Here is a 20,163-nt window from a genome sequence, read left to right on the forward strand (position 1 = left end):
TTGGCATAGCTACCACGCTTCACACCAGATGGAAAAACCCGGCAAAAAGAAGTTCGATAAGCGCTCCTCCTCCGGGGAGGACGACCGTCCGGACGGTATAATGCGGCCCATGAATAGCCGCGCCGACCCGCAATTAGAAGCCCTCCGTGTACCGCCGCATTCGATAGAGGCCGAGCAATCGGTCATCGGCGGCCTGTTGCTGGACAATGCAGCCTGGGACCGGATCGCTGACTTCGTCACTCTCGACGATTTTTATCGCTATGACCACCGGATCATCTTCCAGCATGTGGTCAAGCTCATCAACAATGGCCGACCGGCCGACGTCATCACAGTCTACGAAGCACTGACCAACAGTGGCAAGGCGGAGGAAGTCGGCGGACTGGCTTATCTCAACGCACTGGCACAGAACACGCCATCGGCTGCCAATATCCGCCGCTATGCCGAGATCGTGCGGGACCGTGGCGTGCTGCGCAAGCTGATTACGGTCTCGGACGAGATTTCCTCGCAAGCCTTCAGTCCGCAGGGCAAGGAAGTCAAGCAGATGCTCGACGAGGCCGAGGCCAAGATATTTTCGATCGCGGAAGAAGGTTCGCGCGGCGCGCAGGGATTCATTGCAATCCAGCCGTTGCTGACCGAGGTGGTCGAGCGCATCGACGAGCTGTATAACCGTGACAACCAGAACGAGATCACCGGGGTGCCAACCGGCTTTGTCGACCTCGACCGCATGACGTCTGGTTTGCAGCCTGGCGACCTGGTCATCGTCGCTGGGCGGCCCTCGATGGGCAAGACCGCATTTTCGCTGAACATCGGTGAAAACGTCGCGATCGACAACGGGCTGCCAGTTGCCGTGTTTTCGATGGAGATGGGCGGCACCCAGCTGGCGATGCGTATGCTGGGCTCGGTCGGCAGGCTGGACCAGAGCCGGCTGCGGGTCGGCAAATTGTCCGACGAGGACTGGCCGCGCCTGACGCATGCAATCCAGAAGATGAACGATGCCCAACTGTACATCGACGAGACGCCGGCGCTGAGTTCGATTGAACTGCGGGCTCGCGCGCGGCGGCTTTCGCGCCAGTGCGGCAAGCTCGGCCTGATCATTGTCGACTACCTGCAACTGATGTCGGCCAACAGCGCGGGCGAGAACAGGGCCACCGAAATCTCCGAGATATCGCGTGGACTGAAGGGACTGGCAAAGGAACTGCATTGCCCGGTGATTGCGCTGTCGCAGCTGAACCGCTCGCTCGAGCAGCGTACCGACAAGCGCCCCGTGATGTCCGACCTGCGCGAATCCGGCGCAATCGAGCAGGATGCGGACGTCATCCTGTTCATCTACCGCGACGAAGTCTACAACCCGGATTCACCGGACAAGGGAACCGCTGAGATCATCATCGGCAAGCAGCGTAACGGCCCGATCGGCCGGGTGCGCCTTACCTTCCTTGGACAATACACAAAATTTGACAATTACACAGGCAGCGCAGGCCAGCTCTACCAGGGCGACTGAGCATCCTGTGTGGCAAAGGGAGAAGTATCATGTTTGGACGTTTGATGCCCACGGAGGGCAAGTTTTTCGAATTGTTTGTGCAGCATGGCGACCTGTGCGTCAAAGGGGCGAAGGAAATGCTGGCCCTGATGGCCAATTTCGACGACCTCGAAATGCGCGTGCATGCCATCGAAAGCATAGAGAAGGAGGCCGACAAGGTCACCCACAATACGCTGGAGATGCTGCACAAGACCTTCATCACGCCGCTGGATCGCGACGACATCCATCAGCTGATCACGCGGATGGACGACATCCTCGACCTGCTGGAAGACGCTGCCCAGACGATTTCCCTTTATGACATCAAGGCGATCACGCCGGAGGCCAAGCGGCTGGCCGAGTTGTGCCTGTCCTGCACCGAAAAAGTCCGGGCCGCGGTCGGGCTGTTGAGCAACATGGACAATGCCCGCGAGATCCTGAGCCTGTGCGCAGAGATCGACCGCCTCGAATCGGATGCCGATCATGTGATGCGTGCCGCCATGTCCAAGCTGTTCCGCGACGAGCCGGACGTGCGCACCCTGATCAAGCTGAAGGCCATCTACGAAATACTGGAAACCGTGACCGACCGCTGCGAGGACGTTGCCAACATCCTCGAAGGCATCATCGTCGAAAACGCCTGACGAACCGCTACAAGAACAAGAATATGCAAACTCTACAGATGAGCATCTATGTGCTCGTTTTCCTGGTTGTGCTTGCGCTGTTGTTCGACTTCATGAATGGTTTTCATGACGCCGCGAACGCGATCGCGACGGTGGTCTCCACCGGCGTGCTCAAGCCGCACCAGGCGGTGGCAATGGCTGCCTTCTTCAACTTTGTAGCGATCATGGTTTTTCACGTGAAGGTCGCGGCGACGGTGGGGAAGGGCACGATCGACCCTTCCATCGTCGATCATCATGTGATCTTTGGCGCCCTGGTCGGGGCCATAGCGTGGAACCTGATCACCTGGTATTACGGTATTCCATCGTCGTCGTCCCATGCGTTGATCGGAGGCCTGGTTGGCGCGGCAGTGGCCAAGGGAGGCACCGGCTCCCTGATCGCGGGCGGACTGATCAAGACCATCATTTTCATCGTGCTGTCGCCGATGCTGGGCTTCCTGTTCGGGGCGATGCTGATGGTGATCGTGTCGTGGCTATTTGTGCGATCTCATCCGGCCAAGGTGGACAAGTGGTTCCGCCGCATGCAGCTGGTATCGGCGTCGATGTACAGCCTGGGCCACGGCGGCAATGATGCCCAGAAGACCATGGGCATTATCTGGATGCTGCTGATCGTCGCCGGCTATACCGCCAATACCGAGTCGCATCCGCCGTGGTGGGTGGTGATCAGTTGCTATTCGGCCATCGCCCTTGGTACCTTGTTCGGCGGCTGGCGCATCGTGAAGACGATGGGGCAGCGCATTACCAAGCTCAAGCCGGTCGGCGGGTTTTGCGCCGAGACGGGGGGGGCGATCACGCTGTTCGTGGCAACCGCGCTCGGGATCCCGGTGTCGACTACGCATACCATTACCGGCGCCATCGTTGGTGTCGGCGCCTCCAGGAAGACCTCTGCCGTGCGCTGGGGCGTGGCCGGCAATATCGTCTGGGCCTGGGTGTTCACCATTCCGGCATCGGCCTTCATGGCGGCGATTGCGTGGTGGATCGGCACCAAGGTGTTCTGAGACCGGCAGGCGCGCTCAGGCCTGCGACATCATTGCGCCAAAGGTGGAAGTGCAAAACCACCACTTGGGCAAGGATGGCATGACCATCAAGATAGCCATGGGCCATCCCGACGAAGGGATGGCCCATGTGCGTGGATCAATCAGGGTACGCCGTCAGAGCACGTCGCTCGCATGATCTGCCAGCCGCGAGCGTTCGCCGCGTGCCAGGGTGATGTGGCCTGAATGCGCCCAGCCCTTGAAGCGATCCACCACATAGGTCAGCCCGCTGGACCCTTCGGTCAGGTACGGCGTGTCGATCTGCGCGATGTTACCCAGGCAGACGATCTTGGTTCCCGGGCCGGCACGCGTGACCAGGGTTTTCATCTGCTTGGGCGTCAGGTTCTGGGCTTCGTCGACGATCAGGTAGCGGTTGACGAAGGTGCGGCCGCGCATGAAGTTGAGCGACTTGATCTTGATGCGCGAGCGGATCAGGTCCTGGGTCGCGGCGCGGCCCCAGTCGCCGGCATCGGAGTCGGACTTGTTCAGCACTTCGAGGTTGTCGTCGAACGCCCCCATCCATGGCGACATTTTCTCTTCTTCGGTGCCAGGCAGGAAACCGATGTCCTCGCCGACCGGGACCGTGACGCGGGTAACGATGATCTCGTTGTAGAGCTTCGTCTCCAGCACCTGCGCCAGGCCAGCGGCCAGTGCCAGCAGGGTCTTGCCGGTGCCGGCCTGGCCGAGCAGCGTGACGAAGTCGCACTCGGGATCCATCAGCAGGTTCAGCGCAAAATTTTGCTCGCGATTGCGGGCCGTCACGCCCCACACGTTGTTGCGGGCATGGGTGTAGTCGCGCAAGGTGCGGATGACCGCGGTCTTGCCGTTGATCTGGGTGACCTGGCCATAGAATGAGGGCTCGCCAGCGCCCGGTTCCTGGAATACGAACTGGTTGACCAGCATGGTGGCAACCAGCGGGCCGGTCACGCGGTAATAGGTGTAGCCGGCGCCGTTGCGGGTCTCCTGCCACGATTCCATTCCCTTGCCGTGCTTGTTCCAGAAATCGTTCGGCAACTGCAGGATGCCGGAATACAGCAGGTCCGTGTCTTCCAGCACATGGTCGTTGAAGTATTCCTCTGCCGGCAGCGCCATCGCGCGCGCCTTGATGCGCATGTTGATGTCTTTCGACACCAGCACGACCGCACGATCGGGGTGCTGGGCTTGCAGTGCGCGTACCACGGCAAGTATCTGGTTGTCTGCCTTGCCTTGTGGCAGCCCCTCGGGCAATTCACCGGGTTGCAGGCTGGTCTGGAAGAACAGGCAGCCGCGCGCATCCTTGTTGCCCAGCTTCGACAGCGGAATGCCGCTGTCGATCTGCTTGTCGTCGATGTCGGCGACCAGTGCGTCCAGGCTGCGCGACACCTGGCGCGCATTGCGGGCGACTTCGGACATGCCCTTCTTGTGGTTGTCCAGTTCTTCCAGCGTCATCATCGGCAGGTAGACGTCGTGTTCCTCGAAGCGGAACAGCGATGACGGATCGTGCATCAGGACGTTGGTATCGAGCACGAACAGCTTGGTCTTGCCGGTGCGATCGGCGGCACGGCTGACGCTGGATTTCACGTGCGTGTCCACCGGCTTTTTCGGTTTCGCGCTGGTCAGCAGCGCGGCAACCGGTGCCTCTGCGGATTTGCCGCGGGCTGCTGGTGCAGGTGCGCTCACCGGTGCCGGGGCGGCGGCAACTACGGGTGCTGGCGCTGGCGGCACGGCGACCGCTGTTGCGGGGCGCACTCGCGGCGCGCTGTCGATCATGCTGAGCTTGGGTTTGACCGGCTTGCCTTTTTCCGCCTTCGGATACTCGCTCGGGGTGAGAATGACTGCAGGCTTGGCGGGGATTTTTGGCAGGGGCATCAGTTCCTCGATCTAGGTTTGCCTGGGGTGGCGCCGGCGCCAGGCTGTTGCGGAAGTACAGGTGGGACTACGGTAGAGCGCACGGCACAATGCAAAAAGCCGTTTGATGGAAAGGATGGCTTCCTTTTCCATAAACGGCTTCTCGAAGGAATTTCTATTTGAAATCAAAGAAGAGTCGCTATCTCAGGCGATCGATCTCGCAAACTCGAGCACTTCGTCTACATGCCCGGGGACTTTCACTCCACGCCATTCTTTCACCAATGTGCCGGAAGCGTCAATCACAAATGTCGAGCGTTCGACGCCGCGCACTTTCTTGCCATACATGCTTTTCATTTTCATGACATCGAAGAGTGTGCAAACAGCTTCGTCGGCGTCGGAAATCAGATCGAAAGGCATTTCCAGCTTGGCCTTGAAGCCTTCATGGGAGCGCAGGCTGTCGCGGCTGATGCCGAACACTTCGGTGTTCGCTTTCAGGAAATCGGGGTGCAGGTCGCGAAAGCGCATGCTTTCGGTGGTGCAACCGGGCGTGTTGTCCTTCGGATAGAAGAAAAGGACCAGGTTCTTTCCGCGCCAGGCAGAGAGTGTGAAGGTCTGGTCTCCGGTCATTGGCGCCGAAAAATCGGGCACCGGTTCATTGAGGGTGGGATGGCTCGGCAAGATATTGCTCCTTGTTCTGTTCTTTTCAGGGGCTGGTACCGCCGACTTCAGGCAACTACCAGCTCACCGGATCTTCCGGGCAATTCGCCCCATTGCAGCGGCCGCAGCGGCAGGGCATCGATGGCGAGCGAACGGTGGTATTGCTCCATCGACGCCAGCGTGTAACCCTGTGCTCTCCAGCCGGCGAGCAACTTGTCGAAGATGGGGGCGAGTTTCTGCCCTTCAAGTTCCGCGTGCAAAGTGTAGACGTGGTCGCGCGGCGCGGCGGTCAGGTCGAGCAGGAAGTCGGCAACCTTGTCACGAGTGAGTTCGGTGCCGGCGACAGTGCGACCCAGCAGTTCATCGAGCGTGGGTAGTGTGGTTGGCATCTGCACGCAGTCGAGCCGGGTGCCGTTTGCCTGCAGCCGGTATGGACCGGCGTCCGGACGCGTCAGCCGGCCATCCTGGTCCAGCATTTCGCGGCCGTCGGATGCGTATTCAAGGCCGAAGGCATCCAGTTGCGCGAAGGCATGCTGGTTCATCTGCCAGCCGGCAGCGCCATGGGTGCGCGGCGCTTCGCCAAATATCTCGGTGTAGCGCTGCCAGCTTTTCTGCATCTGTGCCGCGGTCCAGGGCTGGTCGCGGTTGCGCACATGGTCCTGCCAGACTACGTGGTCCCAGGTGTGGACGCCGCACTCGAAGCCGGCGTCGCGCACTGCGCGCATTTCGGTGGCGCAACGCTTGCCGATATCAGGGGCGGGCAGCAAGACGCCATATGAAAGCGTCTTCAGGCCGTAATGCTCGACCACCGAGGTGCGGGATACCTTGCTGAAAAATCCGGGCCGGAAGGCCCGTCGCAGGGCCCATCCGGTGTGGTCGGGACCGAGCGAAAACAGGAAGGTTGCCTGCGCCTGGTGCTGGCGCAGCAAGCGCACCAGGTTCGGCACGCCTTCCAGCGTGCCGCGAAAGGTGTCGACATCGATTTTCAGGACGAGCAGCGGCACGGCTGCGCTCAGTCCATCAGTGCGCGAGCTTCGATCACCTGGCTGCGATAAGCATCGAAGATTTTCCGGAGCGTATCGGGCATGCCGGTGGTGGGCATCCAGTCCAGTTCTTCGCAAGTATTGGTGATCTTCGGCACGCGATTCTGCACGTCCTGGTAGCCGCGGCCATAGTAGGCATCGGAGGTGGTCTCGAGCAGCTTCACATTGCGCGCCGATTCGGCATATTCCGGATACTGGGCAGCGAGGTCCAGCATCATCTGCGCCAGTTCGCGGATCGAGAAATTGTTGCTCGGATTGCCGATGTTGTAGATCTTGCCGCTGGCGACCCCGTCCTTGTTGGCGATGATCTTGATCAGCGCGTCGATACCGTCGTCGATGTAGGTGAAGGCGCGCTTCTGGCTGCCGCCGTCCACCAACGAGATGTTTTCACCGCGCACGATGTGGCCGAAGAACTGGGTCACGACGCGCGAGCTGCCTTCCTTCGGCGTATGGATCGAATCGAGACCGGCGCCAATCCAGTTGAACGGGCGGAACAGGGTGAAGTTGAGGTTGTCTTCCATGCCGTAACCCCAGATCACCCGGTCCATCAGTTGCTTGGCGCAGGAGTAGATCCAGCGTGGCTTATTGATCGGGCCGCAAATCAGTTCCGATTGCTCGGGATCGAATTCGTCGTCATGGCACATCCCGTACACCTCGGAGGTCGACGGGAATACCAGGTGCTTGCCGTACTTGGCGGCGGAGCGCACGATCGGCAGGTTTGCCTCGAAGTCCAGCTCGAACACGCGCAAAGGCTTCTTCACATAGGTCGACGGGGTGGCGATCGCGACCAGCGGCAGGATCACGTCGCACTTCTTGACGTGGTACTCGACCCATTCCTTGTTGATCGTGATGTCGCCTTCGAAGAAGTGCATGCGCGACTTGTAAGCCTCGTTGTCGAGCAGGTCGTTGATGCGGTCGGTCATCATGTCCATGCCGTACACATGCCAGTCGGTGGTATCGAGGATGCGCTTTGACAGGTGGTGGCCGATGAAGCCGTTGACGCCGAGAATGAGGACTTTTTTCATGTTGAGAGGGTGGTGATGGTTATTCTTGCCCTTGCCTGTCCTGTGTGCCGGGCGCGGGAGGCGGCGCGCTTTCAGCGCGCTGGCGCGGCGCCCAGAACCTGGGCCAGTGTCGACGGCAGGACAGGCGCGTCATTTTCCAGCAACTGCTGGATGGCAAGTGCGCGACCGTCGCCGCACACGCCGAATATCGAATTATCCACTACAGCCAAGCCCGGCGGCAAATCGGGCATCGGCCGAGGGGCGAGCCGGGCGCGTCCGATCACGTAAGTGTGGCCATTTACGCTGGTGAAAGCGCCAGGGTAGGGCGGGGCGACAGCGCGATGCAGGTTGTAGACATTGCGCGCCGGCTGGCTCCAGTCGATCCTGCCATCCTCCGGCTTGCGGCCGCTGAAATAGCTGCCCTGCGAGAGATCGTTGGGAAGGCGGGGAGCGTGTCCGGCAAGCAGCAGCGGCAGCGCTTGCCACAGCGTCTGTTCGGCAGCGACGGTGCACTTGCCGAATACTTCGTATGCCGTATCGTCGGGAAGGATCGGCACTGCGGTCTGGCCGATGATGGCGCCGGCGTCCGGCTTGGCCGTCATTTCATGCAGTGTGGCGCCGGTCTCGGTTTCGCCGTGGAGGACCGCCCAGTTGGTCGGCACGCGGCCACGGTATTTCGGCAGCAGTGACCCGTGCATGTTGAATGCGCCCGACCTGGCCAGCTCCAGCAGGCCTGCCGGGATCATGTGGCGGTAGTAAAAGCTGAAGATGAAATCCGGCGCGATCGCTGCGATCCGCTCCCGTAGTGCCGGTTCCGCAGGGCTGTCGGGGGTGACGAAGGGCAGTCCCTGCTCTTCGCAGACCGATGCCACCGAATCGAACCAGATGGTCTCGGCCGGATTGTCCCGGTGGGTGACGACGAGGGCGACCTCGACCCCGCGCGCCAGCAACACCTTCAGGCAACGGACCCCGACGTTGTGATAGGCAAATACGACGGCCCGCATCAGGACTGGCGCTCCAGCGCCGTCCGCGGCGCCCGTGCGACCGGTTCGGCAGACTGTTCCAGCACCGCCTGGATCACGTAGCGCGGCCGGCCCCGGACCTGCATGTAGATGCGGCCGACGTACTCGCCGACCAGGCCGATGCCGAACAAGATCACGCCCATCAGAAAGAAATTGATGGCGAACAGGGTGAATACGCCCTCGACTTCTGCGCCGATGATGAAGCGCCGCACCAGCAGCAGGATGAACAGTGCTGCTGAAACGAAGGACAGCGCCATGCCGATCAACGAGAAAAACTGCAGCGGCATCAGCGAAAAACCCGTCACCAGGTCGAAGTTCAGGCGCACCAGGCTGTATAGCGAATATTTCGATTCTCCAGCCGAGCGCTCTTCGTGCTCGACCAGGACCTCGGTCGGGTTGCGCGAGAAGGTATAGGCCAGGGCCGGAATGAAGGTGTTGACTTCCTGGCACTGGTTGATCAGGTCGACCACGTTACGGCCGTAGGCGCGCAGCATGTTGCCCTGGTCTGTCATCTTGATATGGGTGATGCGTTCGCGCAGCCGGTTCATCAGCTTCGACGCATGGGTGCGCCAGGCAGAGTCCTGCCGGTCGCGCCGGATCGAGCCGACATAATCGTAGCCTTCGCGCATCTTGGCGATCAGCAGATGGATTTCCTCGGGCGGATTCTGCAGGTCGGCGTCGAGCGTGATCACGATATCGCCGCGGGTCTGTTCGAAGCCGGCCAGGATCGCCATGTGCTGGCCGAAGTTCCCGTTGAACAGCACCACCCGGGTCACATCGGGGCGGCGGCGGAACTGCTCGGAAAGGATCTGCGATGAGCGGTCACGGCTGCCGTCGTTGACGAAAATGACTTCGTACGGCGTGTTGAGGGCGTCCAGCGCGGGATAAAGCCGGTCGAACAGCTTGGCCAGGCCAGCTTCTTCGTTATAGACCGGAATGACAACGGAAATTTCGGGTTTCATGATAGTGCTGATTTCACTGAAGTACCGATTTTACCGCGTCGACGGCGCGGTCCACATCGCTGTCCTGCATGGTGGCAAACATCGGTAGCGACACGATCTGGCGTCCGACCCGTTCTGCGATCGGGCACAGGCCTTCCCGATAGCCGCGCTCCCGGTACAGCGTGAACAGGTGGATTGCCGGGTAGTGGTAGCCGATCCCGATGTTCAGCTCCATCATCCTTGACATGAAATCGGCGCGTTTTATCCGTTCGGGCAGCACCAGCTGGAACATGTGCCAGTTGGAGTCCTGCAGCTCGCGCGGCGGCAGCTGGGCGCCGGTGGACTGCTCGAAATCGGGGCCGAACAAGTCGAAATACCGGACCGCCAGCGCCTTGCGGCGGCGAGTGACGGCGTCGAGGTGGGCAAACTGCCCCAGGCCGATCGCGGCGGCAATGTCGGTCATGTTGAATTTTCCACCCAGCACGTCGACATCGATGCCGTCCATGCCGCTGCGGGTCACGCCCTGCAGGCGATATTTTTCCGCCAGCCTGGCTTCGTCGGCATTGTTCATCACCAGGCATCCGCCTTCGGACGAGGTGATGTTCTTGTTGGCCTGGAAGCTGAATGACACCAGGTCCCCGAAGGATCCGATTCGTTGCTCCTTCCATGTCGAGCCGATGGCCTGGGCCGCATCTTCCACCACGCGCAAATTGTGCTTGCCGGCGATCTGGTACAGCCGGTCCATGTCGACCGGCAGGCCCGCCAGGTAGACCGGGATGATGGCGCGCGTGCGGGGCGTGATCGCGGCCTCGAGCTTGTCGAGATCGATGTTGCGCGTGACCGGGTCGATATCGGCAAACACCGGGGTGGCGCCCACTTCAAGGATGACGTTGGCGGTTGCCACCCAGCTGATCGGCGTGGTGATGACTTCATCGCCCGGGCCAATGCCGGCTATGCGCAGCGCGATTTCCATCGTGCAGGTGCCGGAATTGAAGGTCCGCACCGGTCGCCCGCCGAAGTATTCCGACAGCGCCGCCTCGAACGCCTGCACCTTGGGGCCGCTGGTAATCCAGCCCGAGCGCAGCACCTGGGCTACGTCGGCAATGGTCGCTTCGTCTATGGTCGGCTTGGCAAAGGGCAGGAAAGGAAGGTTCATGTTCAAGTAATGTTGTTATCAGGACTGACCGGCAATTTGCGGGTCGGTTCAATCGGTGCATGGCACGGATGGATCAGCTGCGGGCCAGCAGGAAAACTCCGATGATGATCACGCCGATCGCCAGCATGCGCTGCAGCGAAATCGCTTCGCCCAGGAAATACCAGGCGCCGATGGCATTGATGATGTAGCCCAGTGACAGCAGCGGATAGGCGATCGTGACGTCGACGCGCGACAGGCCGATGATCCAGACCACCACCGAAATCACGTAGCAGGTCAGCCCGCCGATGATGGGCAACTGCGTTGCCAGCTTGATGCCGGTGGGGATCCAGTTTTCCGCGTTGAGGTGGATCGCCCCGACCGCATTCGTGCCCGCTTTCAGCAGCAATTGGGCCACGGCATTCAGGCAGATGCCGACAAAAATGAAACCGAAGGTGGTGAGGGTCATTGCCTGTTTCCTGCCGCTGCCGGCTGGTTGGTGACGATCACCCGGCGCGGATCCTGGCCGATGACGCGCATCGGCAGCTTCTGTTCCAGCATGGCGCGGTAGACTGTTGGGGACATGATTGCGATTTCCTTCCTGTTGGCAGCATGGGCGGCGCGCCAGCGCTGGACGAATTCGGCCCGGGTCGGTACCCAGCGATGCGGCTCCTGCCCAAGGCCGAAAGCCATCTCGTCAGCGTGTTCGACCAGTGTCAGCGTGCGTTGCAGGTAGAAGGGCAAGGCCTGTTCGTAACGACCCACCGAGTACAGCGTCGTGTCGGGCGCGAGTTCCGCCTGCAATGCGGGCACATGGGCGATGCCCGCTGCATAGCGGCCGAGCGGCTCATGCCCGAGCATGATGACCTGGCCGGCAAGGTAGCCGGCGACAGCCAGCGCCACCATTGCGTAGTCGTTGCGGCGCCTGGCCAGCAGCAGCGAGTAAATGCTGCCGAGCAAGCCGATGATTGCGCCGGCGGCGACCCACCAGGCGTATCCCTGGTACAAGGGCTTTTCCCATTCCTCGCTGCCCATCAGGGCGATACGGGGAACGAAGGCCAGCCCGACGGCGCACAGCAGCAGCACCAGTCCGGCGGCGGCCATGACCGGCCGGGTGCCGGCACGGTTCAGGTAGCCGCCGATCAGCAAGGCCAGGGCCGGGAATATCGGGATGATGTACGAGGGCAGCTTGGAGCCTGACACGCTGAAAAATGCAAAAATGACCACCGCCCATAGCAGCAGCATGCGGTTGGGGTTGAAGCGCCCCTCCGGCTGCTGGCGCCAGCCGTGCAGCAAGCCCTGGAAAATCACTCCCAGCCACGGCAGTATGCCCAGCGCCAGGATAGGGATGAAGTAGTACCAGGGGCCGGCGCGGTTGTGCACCTTGCTGGTGAAGCGCTGCAGGTGCTCGTGGATGAAGAAGAAATGCGGGAATTCCGGATTTTGCAGTGAAACCAGCACGAACCACGGCGTGGTGATGGCGAAGAACACCAGCAAGCCGGCCCCGAGATGCAGCCGGGTCCAGAGCCCGAAATCACGTTGTACCAGGGTGTAGGCGACCAGCACACCGCCGGGCAGGACGATGCCGATCAGCCCTTTCGAGAGCACCGCCAGCGCCATGCCGGCCCAGCACACCAGCATCCAGTTGCGTCGCGCGCGTCGATCCGCATCTTCACGCTGCGCCAGCAGCAGGGCGCACAGCGAAATCGTCATCATGCCGGCCAGGCCCATGTCGAGCGTGTTGACGTGCGACAGCGCAGCCCAGAAGAACGAAGAGGCGAGGATCACCCCGGCATAAAAGCCGGTGCGGGCATCGAAAATGCGGCGGCCGGTGTACGCCACCAGGCCTATGCCCAGCAAGCCGCACAAGCCGGTCCACAGGCGGGCCTGCCATTCGCCAAGGCCGAAGGCGGCAAAGGTGAGGGCGTTCATCCAGTTCTGCAGCGGCGGCTTTTCGAAGTATTTGATGCCGTTCAGGCGCGGCGTGATCCAGTCATTGGTCGCCAGCATTTCGCGCGCCATCTCGGCGTAGCGGCCTTCGTCGGTCGGGACCAGCGTACGGGCGCCCAGCATGTAGAGCCAGGAGGCGAGGAACAGGAGCAACAGCGTCCATACCAGCCGCTTCGACGGAAATGCGGCCGTCATGCTGCCTGGTTCCCGATGATCAGCGCCAACGCAACCTTGCGGCCTTCGGCCATCAGGATGTTGTAGGTCCGGCATGCGGCATGGTTGTCCATGGACTCGACGCCGACATGGACGGCGGTGAGCGCAGACACCAGGCGCGGGTGCACGAAACGTTGCGTGTTGCCGGTGCCAAGGATCACGACTTGCGGTTGCATCGCCTGGATTGCTTCGAAATGCGCCGGCGCCAGTTCGTCGAAAGACGACACCGGCCACGCCACCGGGGGCGTTTCGGGCAGGACGACCAGGCTGTGATTGAAGCGGACAGCGTTGATTTCGACGCCGCTTTCGTCGTATGCGGTGATGGTCTGGTACTTCTGTGTATTGTTTGCGTGTAGCTTCATCAGGGTGCTCTGTTGGGTCGGGGGAGCCGCGCGGGTCGCGAGGCCGGGCCTGTCGTCGCAGGCGGAGTGCCTGTCGCGCAGGCCCGGCGAGGCTCCCGAAAACACCCGGCATTGTACCTTTTCCACTCTCATTCGAAGCTTACCGATTGATAAAACCGGTCGCATTCGGCACAATGGAAGGCTTCTCGCGCTGCAACATCTGCCCCGCTTTCCGAATGGGTGCAGGCGCGCCATCATAGAGGTATCACCCCGTGCGACCCATCCAGAAATCGAATAAGCTTGCTGACGTCTGCTACGACATTCGCGGACCTGTGCTCGAGAAGGCCAGGCAGATGGAAGAAGATGGCCAGAAAATCATCAAGCTCAACATCGGCAACCTTGCCGTGTTCGGCTTCGAGCCGCCGGACGAGATCGTGCAGGACATGATCCGCAACCTTGGCAACGCCTCCGGCTACACCGACTCCAAAGGCCTGTTCGCCCCGCGCAAGGCGATCATGCAGTACTCGCAGGAGAAGAACGTTGCGGGCGTGACGATCGACGACGTCTACCTTGGCAATGGCGCCTCGGAGCTGATCGTGATGAGCATGAATGCGCTGCTCAATACTGGCGACGAAGTGCTGGTTCCGGCGCCCGACTATCCGCTGTGGACGGCCGCGGTCAGCCTGTCCGGCGGCAGGCCGGTGCACTATGCCTGCGACGAGCAGGCGGAGTGGTATCCGGACATCGACGACATCCGGAAAAAGATCACCAGCAATACCAAGGCGATCGTGGTGATCAACCCGAACAACCCGACCGGCGCGCTGTATCCGGACGAGTTGCTGGAGCAGATCGTCGAGCTGGCGCGCCAGCATCAGCTGGTCGTGTTCGCCGACGAGATCTACGACAAGGTGCTTTACGACGGCAACACGCATACCTCGATGGCATCGCTGGCTGACGACGTGCTGTTCATCACGTTCAACGGCTTGTCCAAGAATTACCGCGCCTGCGGCTACCGCGCCGGATGGATGGTGGTGTCGGGCGAAAAGCGCCACGCCAAGGATTACATCGAGGGCCTGAACATGCTGGCCTCGATGCGCCTGTGCGCCAACGCGCCCGGCCAGTTTGCGATCCAGACCGCGCTCGGCGGTTATCAGACCATCAACGACCTGATTTCCCCGACCGGTAGGCTGACCCGGCAGCGCGACCTGGCGCACCGGATGCTGACCGACATTCCGGGCGTGACCTGCGTCAAGCCGAAATCGGCCCTCTACATGTTCCCGCGGCTGGATCCGAAGATGTATCCCATCGCGGACGACCAGCAGTTCGCTTACGAACTGCTGGACGAAGAACGCGTCCTGATCGTGCAGGGAACCGGATTCAATTGCCCGACCACCGATCATTTCCGCCTGGTATTCCTGCCCAATACCGATGACCTGGCCGTGGCAGTCGGGCGCATTGCCCGCTTCCTCGACCGTTATCGCCGGCGCAATGGCAATGCCTGACGCCGTCCCATTTCGACACAAGAATCAAATGAATCCAATAAAAGTAGGCTTGCTGGGCATCGGTACCGTCGGCCGCGGTACCTTCGACGTATTGAAACGCAATCAGGAAGAGATCCGGCGCCGTGCCGGCCGCGGCATCGAGATTGCGATGGTGGCCGATCTGGATGTGGAGCGCGCGCGCCAGATCGTCGGTTCGCAGTGCGAGGTGGTGGCTGACGGCAACCTGGTGGTCGACAATCCGGACATCGACATCGTCATCGAACTGATCGGCGGCTACGGCATCGCGCGCCAGCTGGTAATGAAGGCGATCGCCAACGGCAAGCATGTCGTCACGGCCAACAAGGCCTTGCTGGCCACGCATGGCACCGAAATTTTCAAGGCGGCCCAGGAAAAGGGCGTGATCGTCGCATTCGAAGCCGCTGTCGCCGGCGGCATTCCGATCATCAAGGCACTGCGTGAAGGCCTCACGGCCAACCGGATACAGTGGATTGCCGGCATCATCAACGGCACCACCAATTTCATCCTGTCCGAAATGCGCGACAAGGGACTCGATTTTGGCACCGTGCTGAAGGAAGCCCAGCGCCTCGGCTATGCCGAAGCCGACCCGACCTTCGACATCAAGGGCGTGGACGCGGCGCACAAGGCGACCATCATGTCGGCGATCGCGTTCGGGATTCCTGTCCAATTCGACAAGGCTTATGTCGAAGGTATCGATGCGCTGGAGGCAATCGACATCGGCTATGCCGAACAACTGGGATACCGGATCAAGCTGCTGGGCATCACCCGCCGCACCGATCGCGGCATCGAACTGCGCGTGCATCCGACGCTGATTCCGGCCAAGCGGCTGCTGGCCAATGTCGAAGGCGCAATGAATGCGGTGCTGGTGCAGGGTGATGCGGTTGGCGCCACGCTGTATTACGGCAAGGGTGCCGGCGCCGAGCCGACCGCGTCGGCCGTGATCGCGGACCTGGTCGACATTACCCGCCTGGCGAGCGCCGATCCGGAACATCGCGTGCCCTACCTGGCGTTCCAGCCGGATGCAATGGCTGACACGCCTATCCTGCCAATGTCGGAAATCACGACCAGCTACTACCTGCGCCTGAAAGTTGCGGACCAGATCGGCGTGCTGGCCGACCTGACCCGCATCCTGGCCGATGGCGGCATTTCGATCGACGCCATGTTGCAGAAAGAGCCGGCCGAAGGCGAGACCCAGGCCGACATCATCCTGTTGACGCACCAGACCCAGGAAAAGCAGATCGACGCCGCGATTGCCCGCATGGAAGCGCTGTCCTCGGTATCCGGCAAAGTGACCCGGATCCGCCTCGAAGAACTGAGCTGAGCACCACACACGATGCAATACCTTTCCACGCGCGGACATGCGACCCGCCAGTCGTTCTCCGAAATCCTGCTGGGCGGCCTGGCGCCGGATGGCGGCCTGTACCTGCCCGAACATTATCCCCAAGTGAGCGGCGCCGAGCTCGAGTCCTGGCGCCAGCTTTCGTATGCTGAACTGGCCTTCGAGATCCTGCGCAAGTTCGCGACCGACATCCCGGAAGCCGACCTGCGCGCGCTGACGGCCGCGACTTACCGCCAGGATGTGTATTGCAATGCGCGGCCGGGCGATGACGCCGCGCAGATCACCCCGCTGCACACGCTCGAAGAGCGTGGTGGCACCACCATCCTGCTGCAGTCCCTGTCCAACGGCCCGACGCTGGCGTTCAAGGACATGGCAATGCAGTTGCTGGGCAACCTGTTCGAATACATCCTGACACGCCAGCAGGCCGAACTGAACATCCTCGGCGCCACTTCCGGCGACACCGGCAGCGCGGCCGAGTATGCGATGCGGGGCAAGAAGGGCATACGGGTCTTCATGCTGTCGCCGCATCGCAAGATGAGCGCGTTCCAGACCGCGCAGATGTTCAGCCTGCAGGATCCGAACATTTTCAATATCGCAGTGGAAGGCGTGTTCGACGATTGCCAGGATATTGTCAAGGCGGTATCCAACGACCACGGATTCAAGGCGCGCCAGAAGATCGGCACCGTGAACTCGATCAACTGGGCGCGCGTCGTGGCCCAGGTCGTCTACTATTTCCGCGGCTACCTGGCTGCCACCACCAGCCACGACCAGAAGGTGTCGTTCACGGTACCTTCCGGCAATTTCGGCAATATCTGCGCCGGCCACATTGCCCGCATGATGGGCTTGCCGATCGACCGGCTGGTCGCGGCGACCAACGAGAACGACGTCCTCGACGAGTTCTTCCGTACCGGCGTCTATCGGGTGCGCAAGTCGGCCGAGACCTGGCACACCAGCAGTCCGAGCATGGACATCAGCAAGGCGTCCAACTTCGAGCGCTTCATCTACGACCTGCTCGACCGCGACGCGGAACGGGTGCGGACCTTGTTTGCCAAGGTCGAGCATGAAGGCGGCTTCGACCTGTCCGGCGCTCCGGGCAGCGACGGCGATGAACACAAGAAGGTCGCGGCCTTCGGTTTCCAGTCCGGCAAGTCGGTACATCAGGACCGGCTGGCGACCATCCGCGACGTACAGGCAAATTGCGGCGTGATGATCGACACCCACACCGCCGACGGCGTGAAGGTGGCGCGTGAGCACCTGACGGCGGGCGTGCCGATGATCGTGCTGGAGACGGCATTGCCAGCCAAGTTCAACGAAACAATACGCGAGGCCCTGGGCCGCGATGCGGACCGTCCGGCCGGCTTCGAGAATATCGAGGCCCTGCCGCAGCGGTTTGTCGTGATGCCGGCGGATGCGGCGCAGGTGAAGCAGTTCATCGTGGAGCATACGGGGCTTTAAAACGGAGCCGCGCGCGGACGGGTGCCCCGGCGCGGCCAACCCGCCCTACAATATGCGGATTACGTTTAATCTCTGCACATGAACAAAACGAATCCCATGCTGAGCGTTCAGCAAGCGCTCGATTTCCTCCTGACCGCAGCCAGGCCCGTTACCGACACCGAAGTCATCCCCACGCTTGCGGCCAACGGCCGCGTGCTTGCCGCCGACCAGTCCTCGCTGCTGAACGTGCCGCCGATGGACAATACCTCGATGGACGGTTACGCCGTGCGTGCCGCCGACTGCGTATTGCCGGCGGTGACCATGCCGGTCAGCCAGCGCATACCAGCAGGACATGTGGGCCAGGCCCTGCAGCCCGGCACGGCTGCCCGCATCTTTACCGGCGCCATGATTCCCGCCGGGGCCGACGCCGTGGTGATGCAGGAGATGTGCGAATTCCACAAGGACGAGGCCGGCGACCGCGTGACGATCCGCCATTCGCCGCAAAGCGGCGAATGGATACGGCGCGCAGGAGAAGACATCCGGGCCGGGAGCGTGATATTGCCGGCCGGCACCCGGTTGCGGGCCCAGGAACTTGGCCTGGCGGCCTCGGTCGGCCTGGCCAGCCTGCCGGTGGTGCGTCGCCTGCGCGCCGCGGTGTTTTTCACCGGCGACGAACTGGCCATGCCTGGCGAGGAACTCAAGCCCGGCGCAATCTACAACTCCAACCGGTTTACCCTGCGCGCCTTGCTCGAAAATCTCGGCTGCGAGATTGCCGACTATGGCATCGTGCCCGATACGCTGGAGGCCACCCGCGACACCCTGCGCCGGGCGGCGCAGGACAATGACCTGATCATCACCTCCGGCGGCGTTTCGGTCGGCGAGGAAGATCACATCAAACCCGCAGTCGAGGCAGAAGGGCGCCTGAACATGTGGCAGATTGCCGTCAAGCCCGGCAAGCCGCTGGCATTCGGCGAGGTCAATCGCCAGCAGGGCCAGGAGCAGGGCGCGGACAAGGGCGCGGCCTGGTTCCTCGGGCTGCCCGGCAATCCGGTGTCCAGCCTGGTGACCTTCATGCTGTTCGTGCGGCCCTTTATCCTGCGCCTGCAGGGCGTGGACAAGGTGGCGCCGCAAGCCTGCATGATGCGCGCCGACTTCGAATGGCCCAAGGCCGACCGCCGCAATGAATTCCTGCGCGCCCGCATCAACGATAGCGGCGGCCTCGACCTGTTCCCCAACCAGAGTTCAGGGGTGTTGACCAGCACCGTGTGGGGCGACGGCCTGGTAGATAATCCGGCGGGAACCACCATCGCCCGTGGCGACAGCGTGCGCTTCCTGCCTTTTCATTCCCTGCTTTACTGAATCATTGAACGGCGATCCGATGCAGATACAGCTACGTTTTTTTGCCAGCGTGCGCGAGGCGCTGAACACAGCCCAGGAGTCGGTCGAGCTGCCGTCCGGGATCCGGACCATAGGCGATGTCCGCTTGCACTTGCAGGCGCGCGGCGGGCCATGGGCCGAGGCCCTGGCGCAGGGGCGCGCCTTGCGCATGGCCTATAACCAGCAGATGAGCGACGAGTCGACCCCGATCACGCCTGGTTGCGAAGTCGCGTTCTTCCCGCCCGTCACGGGCGGCTAGGGGTCACCATGCCAGTACGGGTGCAGCAGCAGGATTTCGACCTGAGCGATGAAGTGGCCGCCTTGCGGGCAGGCCAGGCCGGGATCGGCGCCATTGTCAGCTTTGTCGGCACGGTGCGCGACATGAACGACGGTTCCAGCGTGGCGGCGATGGAGCTGGAACATTACCCCGGCATGACGGAAAAGGCGCTGGAGGATATCGTTGCCAAGGCAAAAGCCCGCTGGCCGGTGCTGGATGCGCTGGTGATTCACCGTGTCGGCCCGCTGGCGCCGCTCGACCAGATCGTGTTGGTTGCGGTGACCTCGCCGCATCGGGGCGAGGCTTTCGACGCCTGCGAATACATCATCGATTACCTGAAGACCGAGGCGCCGTTCTGGAAGAAGGAACAGACGCCCGAGGGCGCACGCTGGGTCGACGCGCGCGTCACCGATGATGCGGCGCTGGCCAAATGGAAAGAGGGCGACTGATGAACTGGCTCGCCGTCGGCCTGGGCGCAAGCATAGGCGCATGGTGCCGCTGGCACCTGGCCCTGCGGCTGAACACGGTGTTGACGGCCGTTCCCCTCGGCACCCTCGCAGCCAACCTGATCGGCGGCTATCTTGTCGGTCTGGCCGTGGCCTTGTTCCAGGCCTATCCGGGTTTGCCCGAAGTATGGCGGCTGTTCCTGATCACCGGATTGCTCGGCGGACTCACCACCTTTTCAACGTTCTCGGCAGAAGCGATGCTGATGCTGCAGCGCGGACAGTACCTGTGGATGCTGGGGCATTCGACGCTGCATCTGGTCGGGTCGATCCTGTGCTGCATCGGGGGGTATGCGACGTTCAGGGCATTGAGTTGAGTCCTTTTGGTTGGTCCTGATCATTGCGCGCATCTGGGCTTG

20 protein-coding genes are annotated in these 20,163 nt (G+C 61.9%); 10 read left to right on the forward strand and 10 right to left on the reverse strand.

Annotation, left to right across the window (positions count from 1 at the left end; genetic code table 11):
* The first annotated feature begins 109 nt into the window (after nt 1-109).
* From FVE66_RS05895 to FVE66_RS05905, 3 genes are read left to right on the forward strand one after another with little or no spacing between them, the layout of a single operon-like run.
* Nucleotides 110-1,498 carry a replicative DNA helicase gene (locus FVE66_RS05895; RefSeq protein ID WP_151446498.1) on the forward strand — a complete coding sequence of 463 codons (1,389 nt, stop codon included), beginning with the start codon at nt 110-112 and terminating at the stop codon, nt 1,496-1,498.
* A 29-nt stretch (nt 1,499-1,527) separates the two neighbouring features.
* Nucleotides 1,528-2,154: a DUF47 domain-containing protein gene (locus FVE66_RS05900; protein ID WP_151446499.1), complete on the forward strand. Its 627-nt coding sequence runs from the start codon at nt 1,528-1,530 to the stop codon at nt 2,152-2,154.
* Between the two features lie 23 nt (nt 2,155-2,177).
* Complete coding sequence (locus FVE66_RS05905) at nt 2,178-3,188, forward strand: inorganic phosphate transporter (RefSeq protein WP_151446500.1); 1,011 nt, start codon at nt 2,178-2,180, stop codon at nt 3,186-3,188.
* 153 nt (nt 3,189-3,341) lie between these two features.
* Here FVE66_RS05905 and FVE66_RS05910 read toward each other — a convergent pair whose 3' ends face one another.
* From FVE66_RS05910 to FVE66_RS05955, 10 genes are all read right to left on the reverse strand, one after another.
* On the reverse strand, nt 3,342-5,072 hold the full coding sequence (locus FVE66_RS05910) for a PhoH family protein (RefSeq protein WP_194164356.1): 1,731 nt from the start codon (nt 5,070-5,072) through the stop codon (nt 3,342-3,344).
* A gap of 183 nt (nt 5,073-5,255) precedes the next feature.
* Entirely contained in the window at nt 5,256-5,729 is a 474-nt protein-coding gene (locus tag FVE66_RS05915; RefSeq protein WP_151446501.1) for a peroxiredoxin, read from the reverse strand.
* Between the two features lie 47 nt (nt 5,730-5,776).
* A complete protein-coding gene (locus FVE66_RS05920; RefSeq protein ID WP_151446502.1) occupies nt 5,777-6,712 on the reverse strand; it encodes a polysaccharide deacetylase family protein in 936 nt (311 codons plus the stop codon).
* Between the two features lie 8 nt (nt 6,713-6,720).
* Nucleotides 6,721-7,776 carry a bifunctional UDP-4-keto-pentose/UDP-xylose synthase gene (locus FVE66_RS05925; protein WP_151446503.1) on the reverse strand — a complete coding sequence of 352 codons (1,056 nt, stop codon included), beginning with the start codon at nt 7,774-7,776 and terminating at the stop codon, nt 6,721-6,723.
* A gap of 71 nt (nt 7,777-7,847) precedes the next feature.
* Complete coding sequence (locus FVE66_RS05930; protein WP_151446504.1) at nt 7,848-8,759, reverse strand: formyltransferase; 912 nt, start codon at nt 8,757-8,759, stop codon at nt 7,848-7,850.
* Nucleotides 8,759-9,739 (reverse strand): glycosyltransferase, encoded by a 981-nt coding sequence (locus FVE66_RS05935; RefSeq protein ID WP_151446505.1) that lies wholly within the window; start codon nt 9,737-9,739, stop codon nt 8,759-8,761. Before FVE66_RS05935 ends, FVE66_RS05930 begins: the two co-directional genes overlap by 1 nt.
* Before the next feature lie 13 nt (nt 9,740-9,752).
* Nucleotides 9,753-10,874: a DegT/DnrJ/EryC1/StrS family aminotransferase gene (locus FVE66_RS05940; protein WP_151446506.1), complete on the reverse strand. Its 1,122-nt coding sequence runs from the start codon at nt 10,872-10,874 to the stop codon at nt 9,753-9,755.
* Between the two features lie 73 nt (nt 10,875-10,947).
* On the reverse strand, nt 10,948-11,319 hold the full coding sequence (locus FVE66_RS05945) for an EamA family transporter (RefSeq protein ID WP_151446507.1): 372 nt from the start codon (nt 11,317-11,319) through the stop codon (nt 10,948-10,950).
* Entirely contained in the window at nt 11,316-12,995 is a 1,680-nt protein-coding gene (locus FVE66_RS05950) for a glycosyltransferase family 39 protein (protein WP_151446508.1), read from the reverse strand. Before FVE66_RS05950 ends, FVE66_RS05945 begins: the two co-directional genes overlap by 4 nt.
* On the reverse strand, nt 12,992-13,375 hold the full coding sequence (locus FVE66_RS05955) for an Mth938-like domain-containing protein (RefSeq protein ID WP_151446509.1): 384 nt from the start codon (nt 13,373-13,375) through the stop codon (nt 12,992-12,994). The genes FVE66_RS05950 and FVE66_RS05955 overlap by 4 nt, the downstream gene beginning before the upstream one ends.
* A 251-nt stretch (nt 13,376-13,626) precedes the next feature.
* On the opposite strand from FVE66_RS05955, the gene FVE66_RS05960 reads away from it, so the two are divergent.
* From FVE66_RS05960 to crcB, 7 genes are all read left to right on the forward strand, one after another.
* The gene (locus FVE66_RS05960) at nt 13,627-14,856 is read left to right on the forward strand and encodes a pyridoxal phosphate-dependent aminotransferase (protein ID WP_151446510.1); all 1,230 of its coding nucleotides are present in this window, start codon (nt 13,627-13,629) and stop codon (nt 14,854-14,856) included.
* Nucleotides 14,857-14,884: 28 nt separating this feature from the next.
* Nucleotides 14,885-16,195 carry a homoserine dehydrogenase gene (locus tag FVE66_RS05965; RefSeq protein ID WP_151446511.1) on the forward strand — a complete coding sequence of 437 codons (1,311 nt, stop codon included), beginning with the start codon at nt 14,885-14,887 and terminating at the stop codon, nt 16,193-16,195.
* A gap of 12 nt (nt 16,196-16,207) precedes the next feature.
* Nucleotides 16,208-17,668, forward strand: a complete 1,461-nt coding sequence (gene thrC, locus FVE66_RS05970) for a threonine synthase (protein WP_151446512.1) — start codon at nt 16,208-16,210, stop codon at nt 17,666-17,668.
* A 96-nt stretch (nt 17,669-17,764) separates the two neighbouring features.
* Nucleotides 17,765-19,006 (forward strand): molybdopterin molybdotransferase MoeA, encoded by a 1,242-nt coding sequence (locus FVE66_RS05975; protein WP_421829185.1) that lies wholly within the window; start codon nt 17,765-17,767, stop codon nt 19,004-19,006.
* Nucleotides 19,007-19,025: 19 nt separating this feature from the next.
* Nucleotides 19,026-19,283, forward strand: coding sequence for a molybdopterin converting factor subunit 1 (gene moaD / locus FVE66_RS05980; protein WP_151446514.1), 258 nt, complete (start codon nt 19,026-19,028; stop codon nt 19,281-19,283).
* 8 nt (nt 19,284-19,291) lie between these two features.
* Entirely contained in the window at nt 19,292-19,750 is a 459-nt protein-coding gene (gene moaE, locus FVE66_RS05985; RefSeq protein ID WP_151446515.1) for a molybdopterin synthase catalytic subunit MoaE, read from the forward strand.
* Entirely contained in the window at nt 19,750-20,121 is a 372-nt protein-coding gene (gene crcB, locus FVE66_RS05990; protein ID WP_151446516.1) for a fluoride efflux transporter CrcB, read from the forward strand. Before moaE ends, crcB begins: the two co-directional genes overlap by 1 nt.
* Nucleotides 20,122-20,163: the final 42 nt, after the last annotated feature.

This window comes from Lacisediminimonas profundi (assembly GCF_008831265.1).
Classification (GTDB): domain Bacteria; phylum Pseudomonadota; class Gammaproteobacteria; order Burkholderiales; family Burkholderiaceae_D; genus Lacisediminimonas; species Lacisediminimonas profundi.

Coding starts and splice junctions, on each gene's coding strand:
- FVE66_RS05895 (WP_151446498.1), top strand. CDS start 110: ATGAATAGCCGCGCCGACCCGCAATTAGAAGCCCTCCGTGTACCGCCG.
- FVE66_RS05900 (WP_151446499.1), top strand. CDS start 1,528: ATGTTTGGACGTTTGATGCCCACGGAGGGCAAGTTTTTCGAATTGTTT.
- FVE66_RS05905 (WP_151446500.1), top strand. CDS start 2,178: ATGCAAACTCTACAGATGAGCATCTATGTGCTCGTTTTCCTGGTTGTG.
- FVE66_RS05910 (WP_194164356.1), bottom strand. CDS start 5,072: ATGCCCCTGCCAAAAATCCCCGCCAAGCCTGCAGTCATTCTCACCCCG.
- FVE66_RS05925 (WP_151446503.1), bottom strand. CDS start 7,776: ATGAAAAAAGTCCTCATTCTCGGCGTCAACGGCTTCATCGGCCACCAC.
- FVE66_RS05930 (WP_151446504.1), bottom strand. CDS start 8,759: ATGCGGGCCGTCGTATTTGCCTATCACAACGTCGGGGTCCGTTGCCTG.
- FVE66_RS05935 (WP_151446505.1), bottom strand. CDS start 9,739: ATGAAACCCGAAATTTCCGTTGTCATTCCGGTCTATAACGAAGAAGCT.
- FVE66_RS05940 (WP_151446506.1), bottom strand. CDS start 10,874: ATGAACCTTCCTTTCCTGCCCTTTGCCAAGCCGACCATAGACGAAGCG.
- FVE66_RS05945 (WP_151446507.1), bottom strand. CDS start 11,319: ATGACCCTCACCACCTTCGGTTTCATTTTTGTCGGCATCTGCCTGAAT.
- FVE66_RS05950 (WP_151446508.1), bottom strand. CDS start 12,995: ATGACGGCCGCATTTCCGTCGAAGCGGCTGGTATGGACGCTGTTGCTC.
- FVE66_RS05955 (WP_151446509.1), bottom strand. CDS start 13,375: ATGAAGCTACACGCAAACAATACACAGAAGTACCAGACCATCACCGCA.
- FVE66_RS05965 (WP_151446511.1), top strand. CDS start 14,885: ATGAATCCAATAAAAGTAGGCTTGCTGGGCATCGGTACCGTCGGCCGC.
- thrC (WP_151446512.1), top strand. CDS start 16,208: ATGCAATACCTTTCCACGCGCGGACATGCGACCCGCCAGTCGTTCTCC.
- FVE66_RS05975 (WP_421829185.1), top strand. CDS start 17,765: ATGCTGAGCGTTCAGCAAGCGCTCGATTTCCTCCTGACCGCAGCCAGG.
- moaD (WP_151446514.1), top strand. CDS start 19,026: ATGCAGATACAGCTACGTTTTTTTGCCAGCGTGCGCGAGGCGCTGAAC.
- moaE (WP_151446515.1), top strand. CDS start 19,292: ATGCCAGTACGGGTGCAGCAGCAGGATTTCGACCTGAGCGATGAAGTG.
- crcB (WP_151446516.1), top strand. CDS start 19,750: ATGAACTGGCTCGCCGTCGGCCTGGGCGCAAGCATAGGCGCATGGTGC.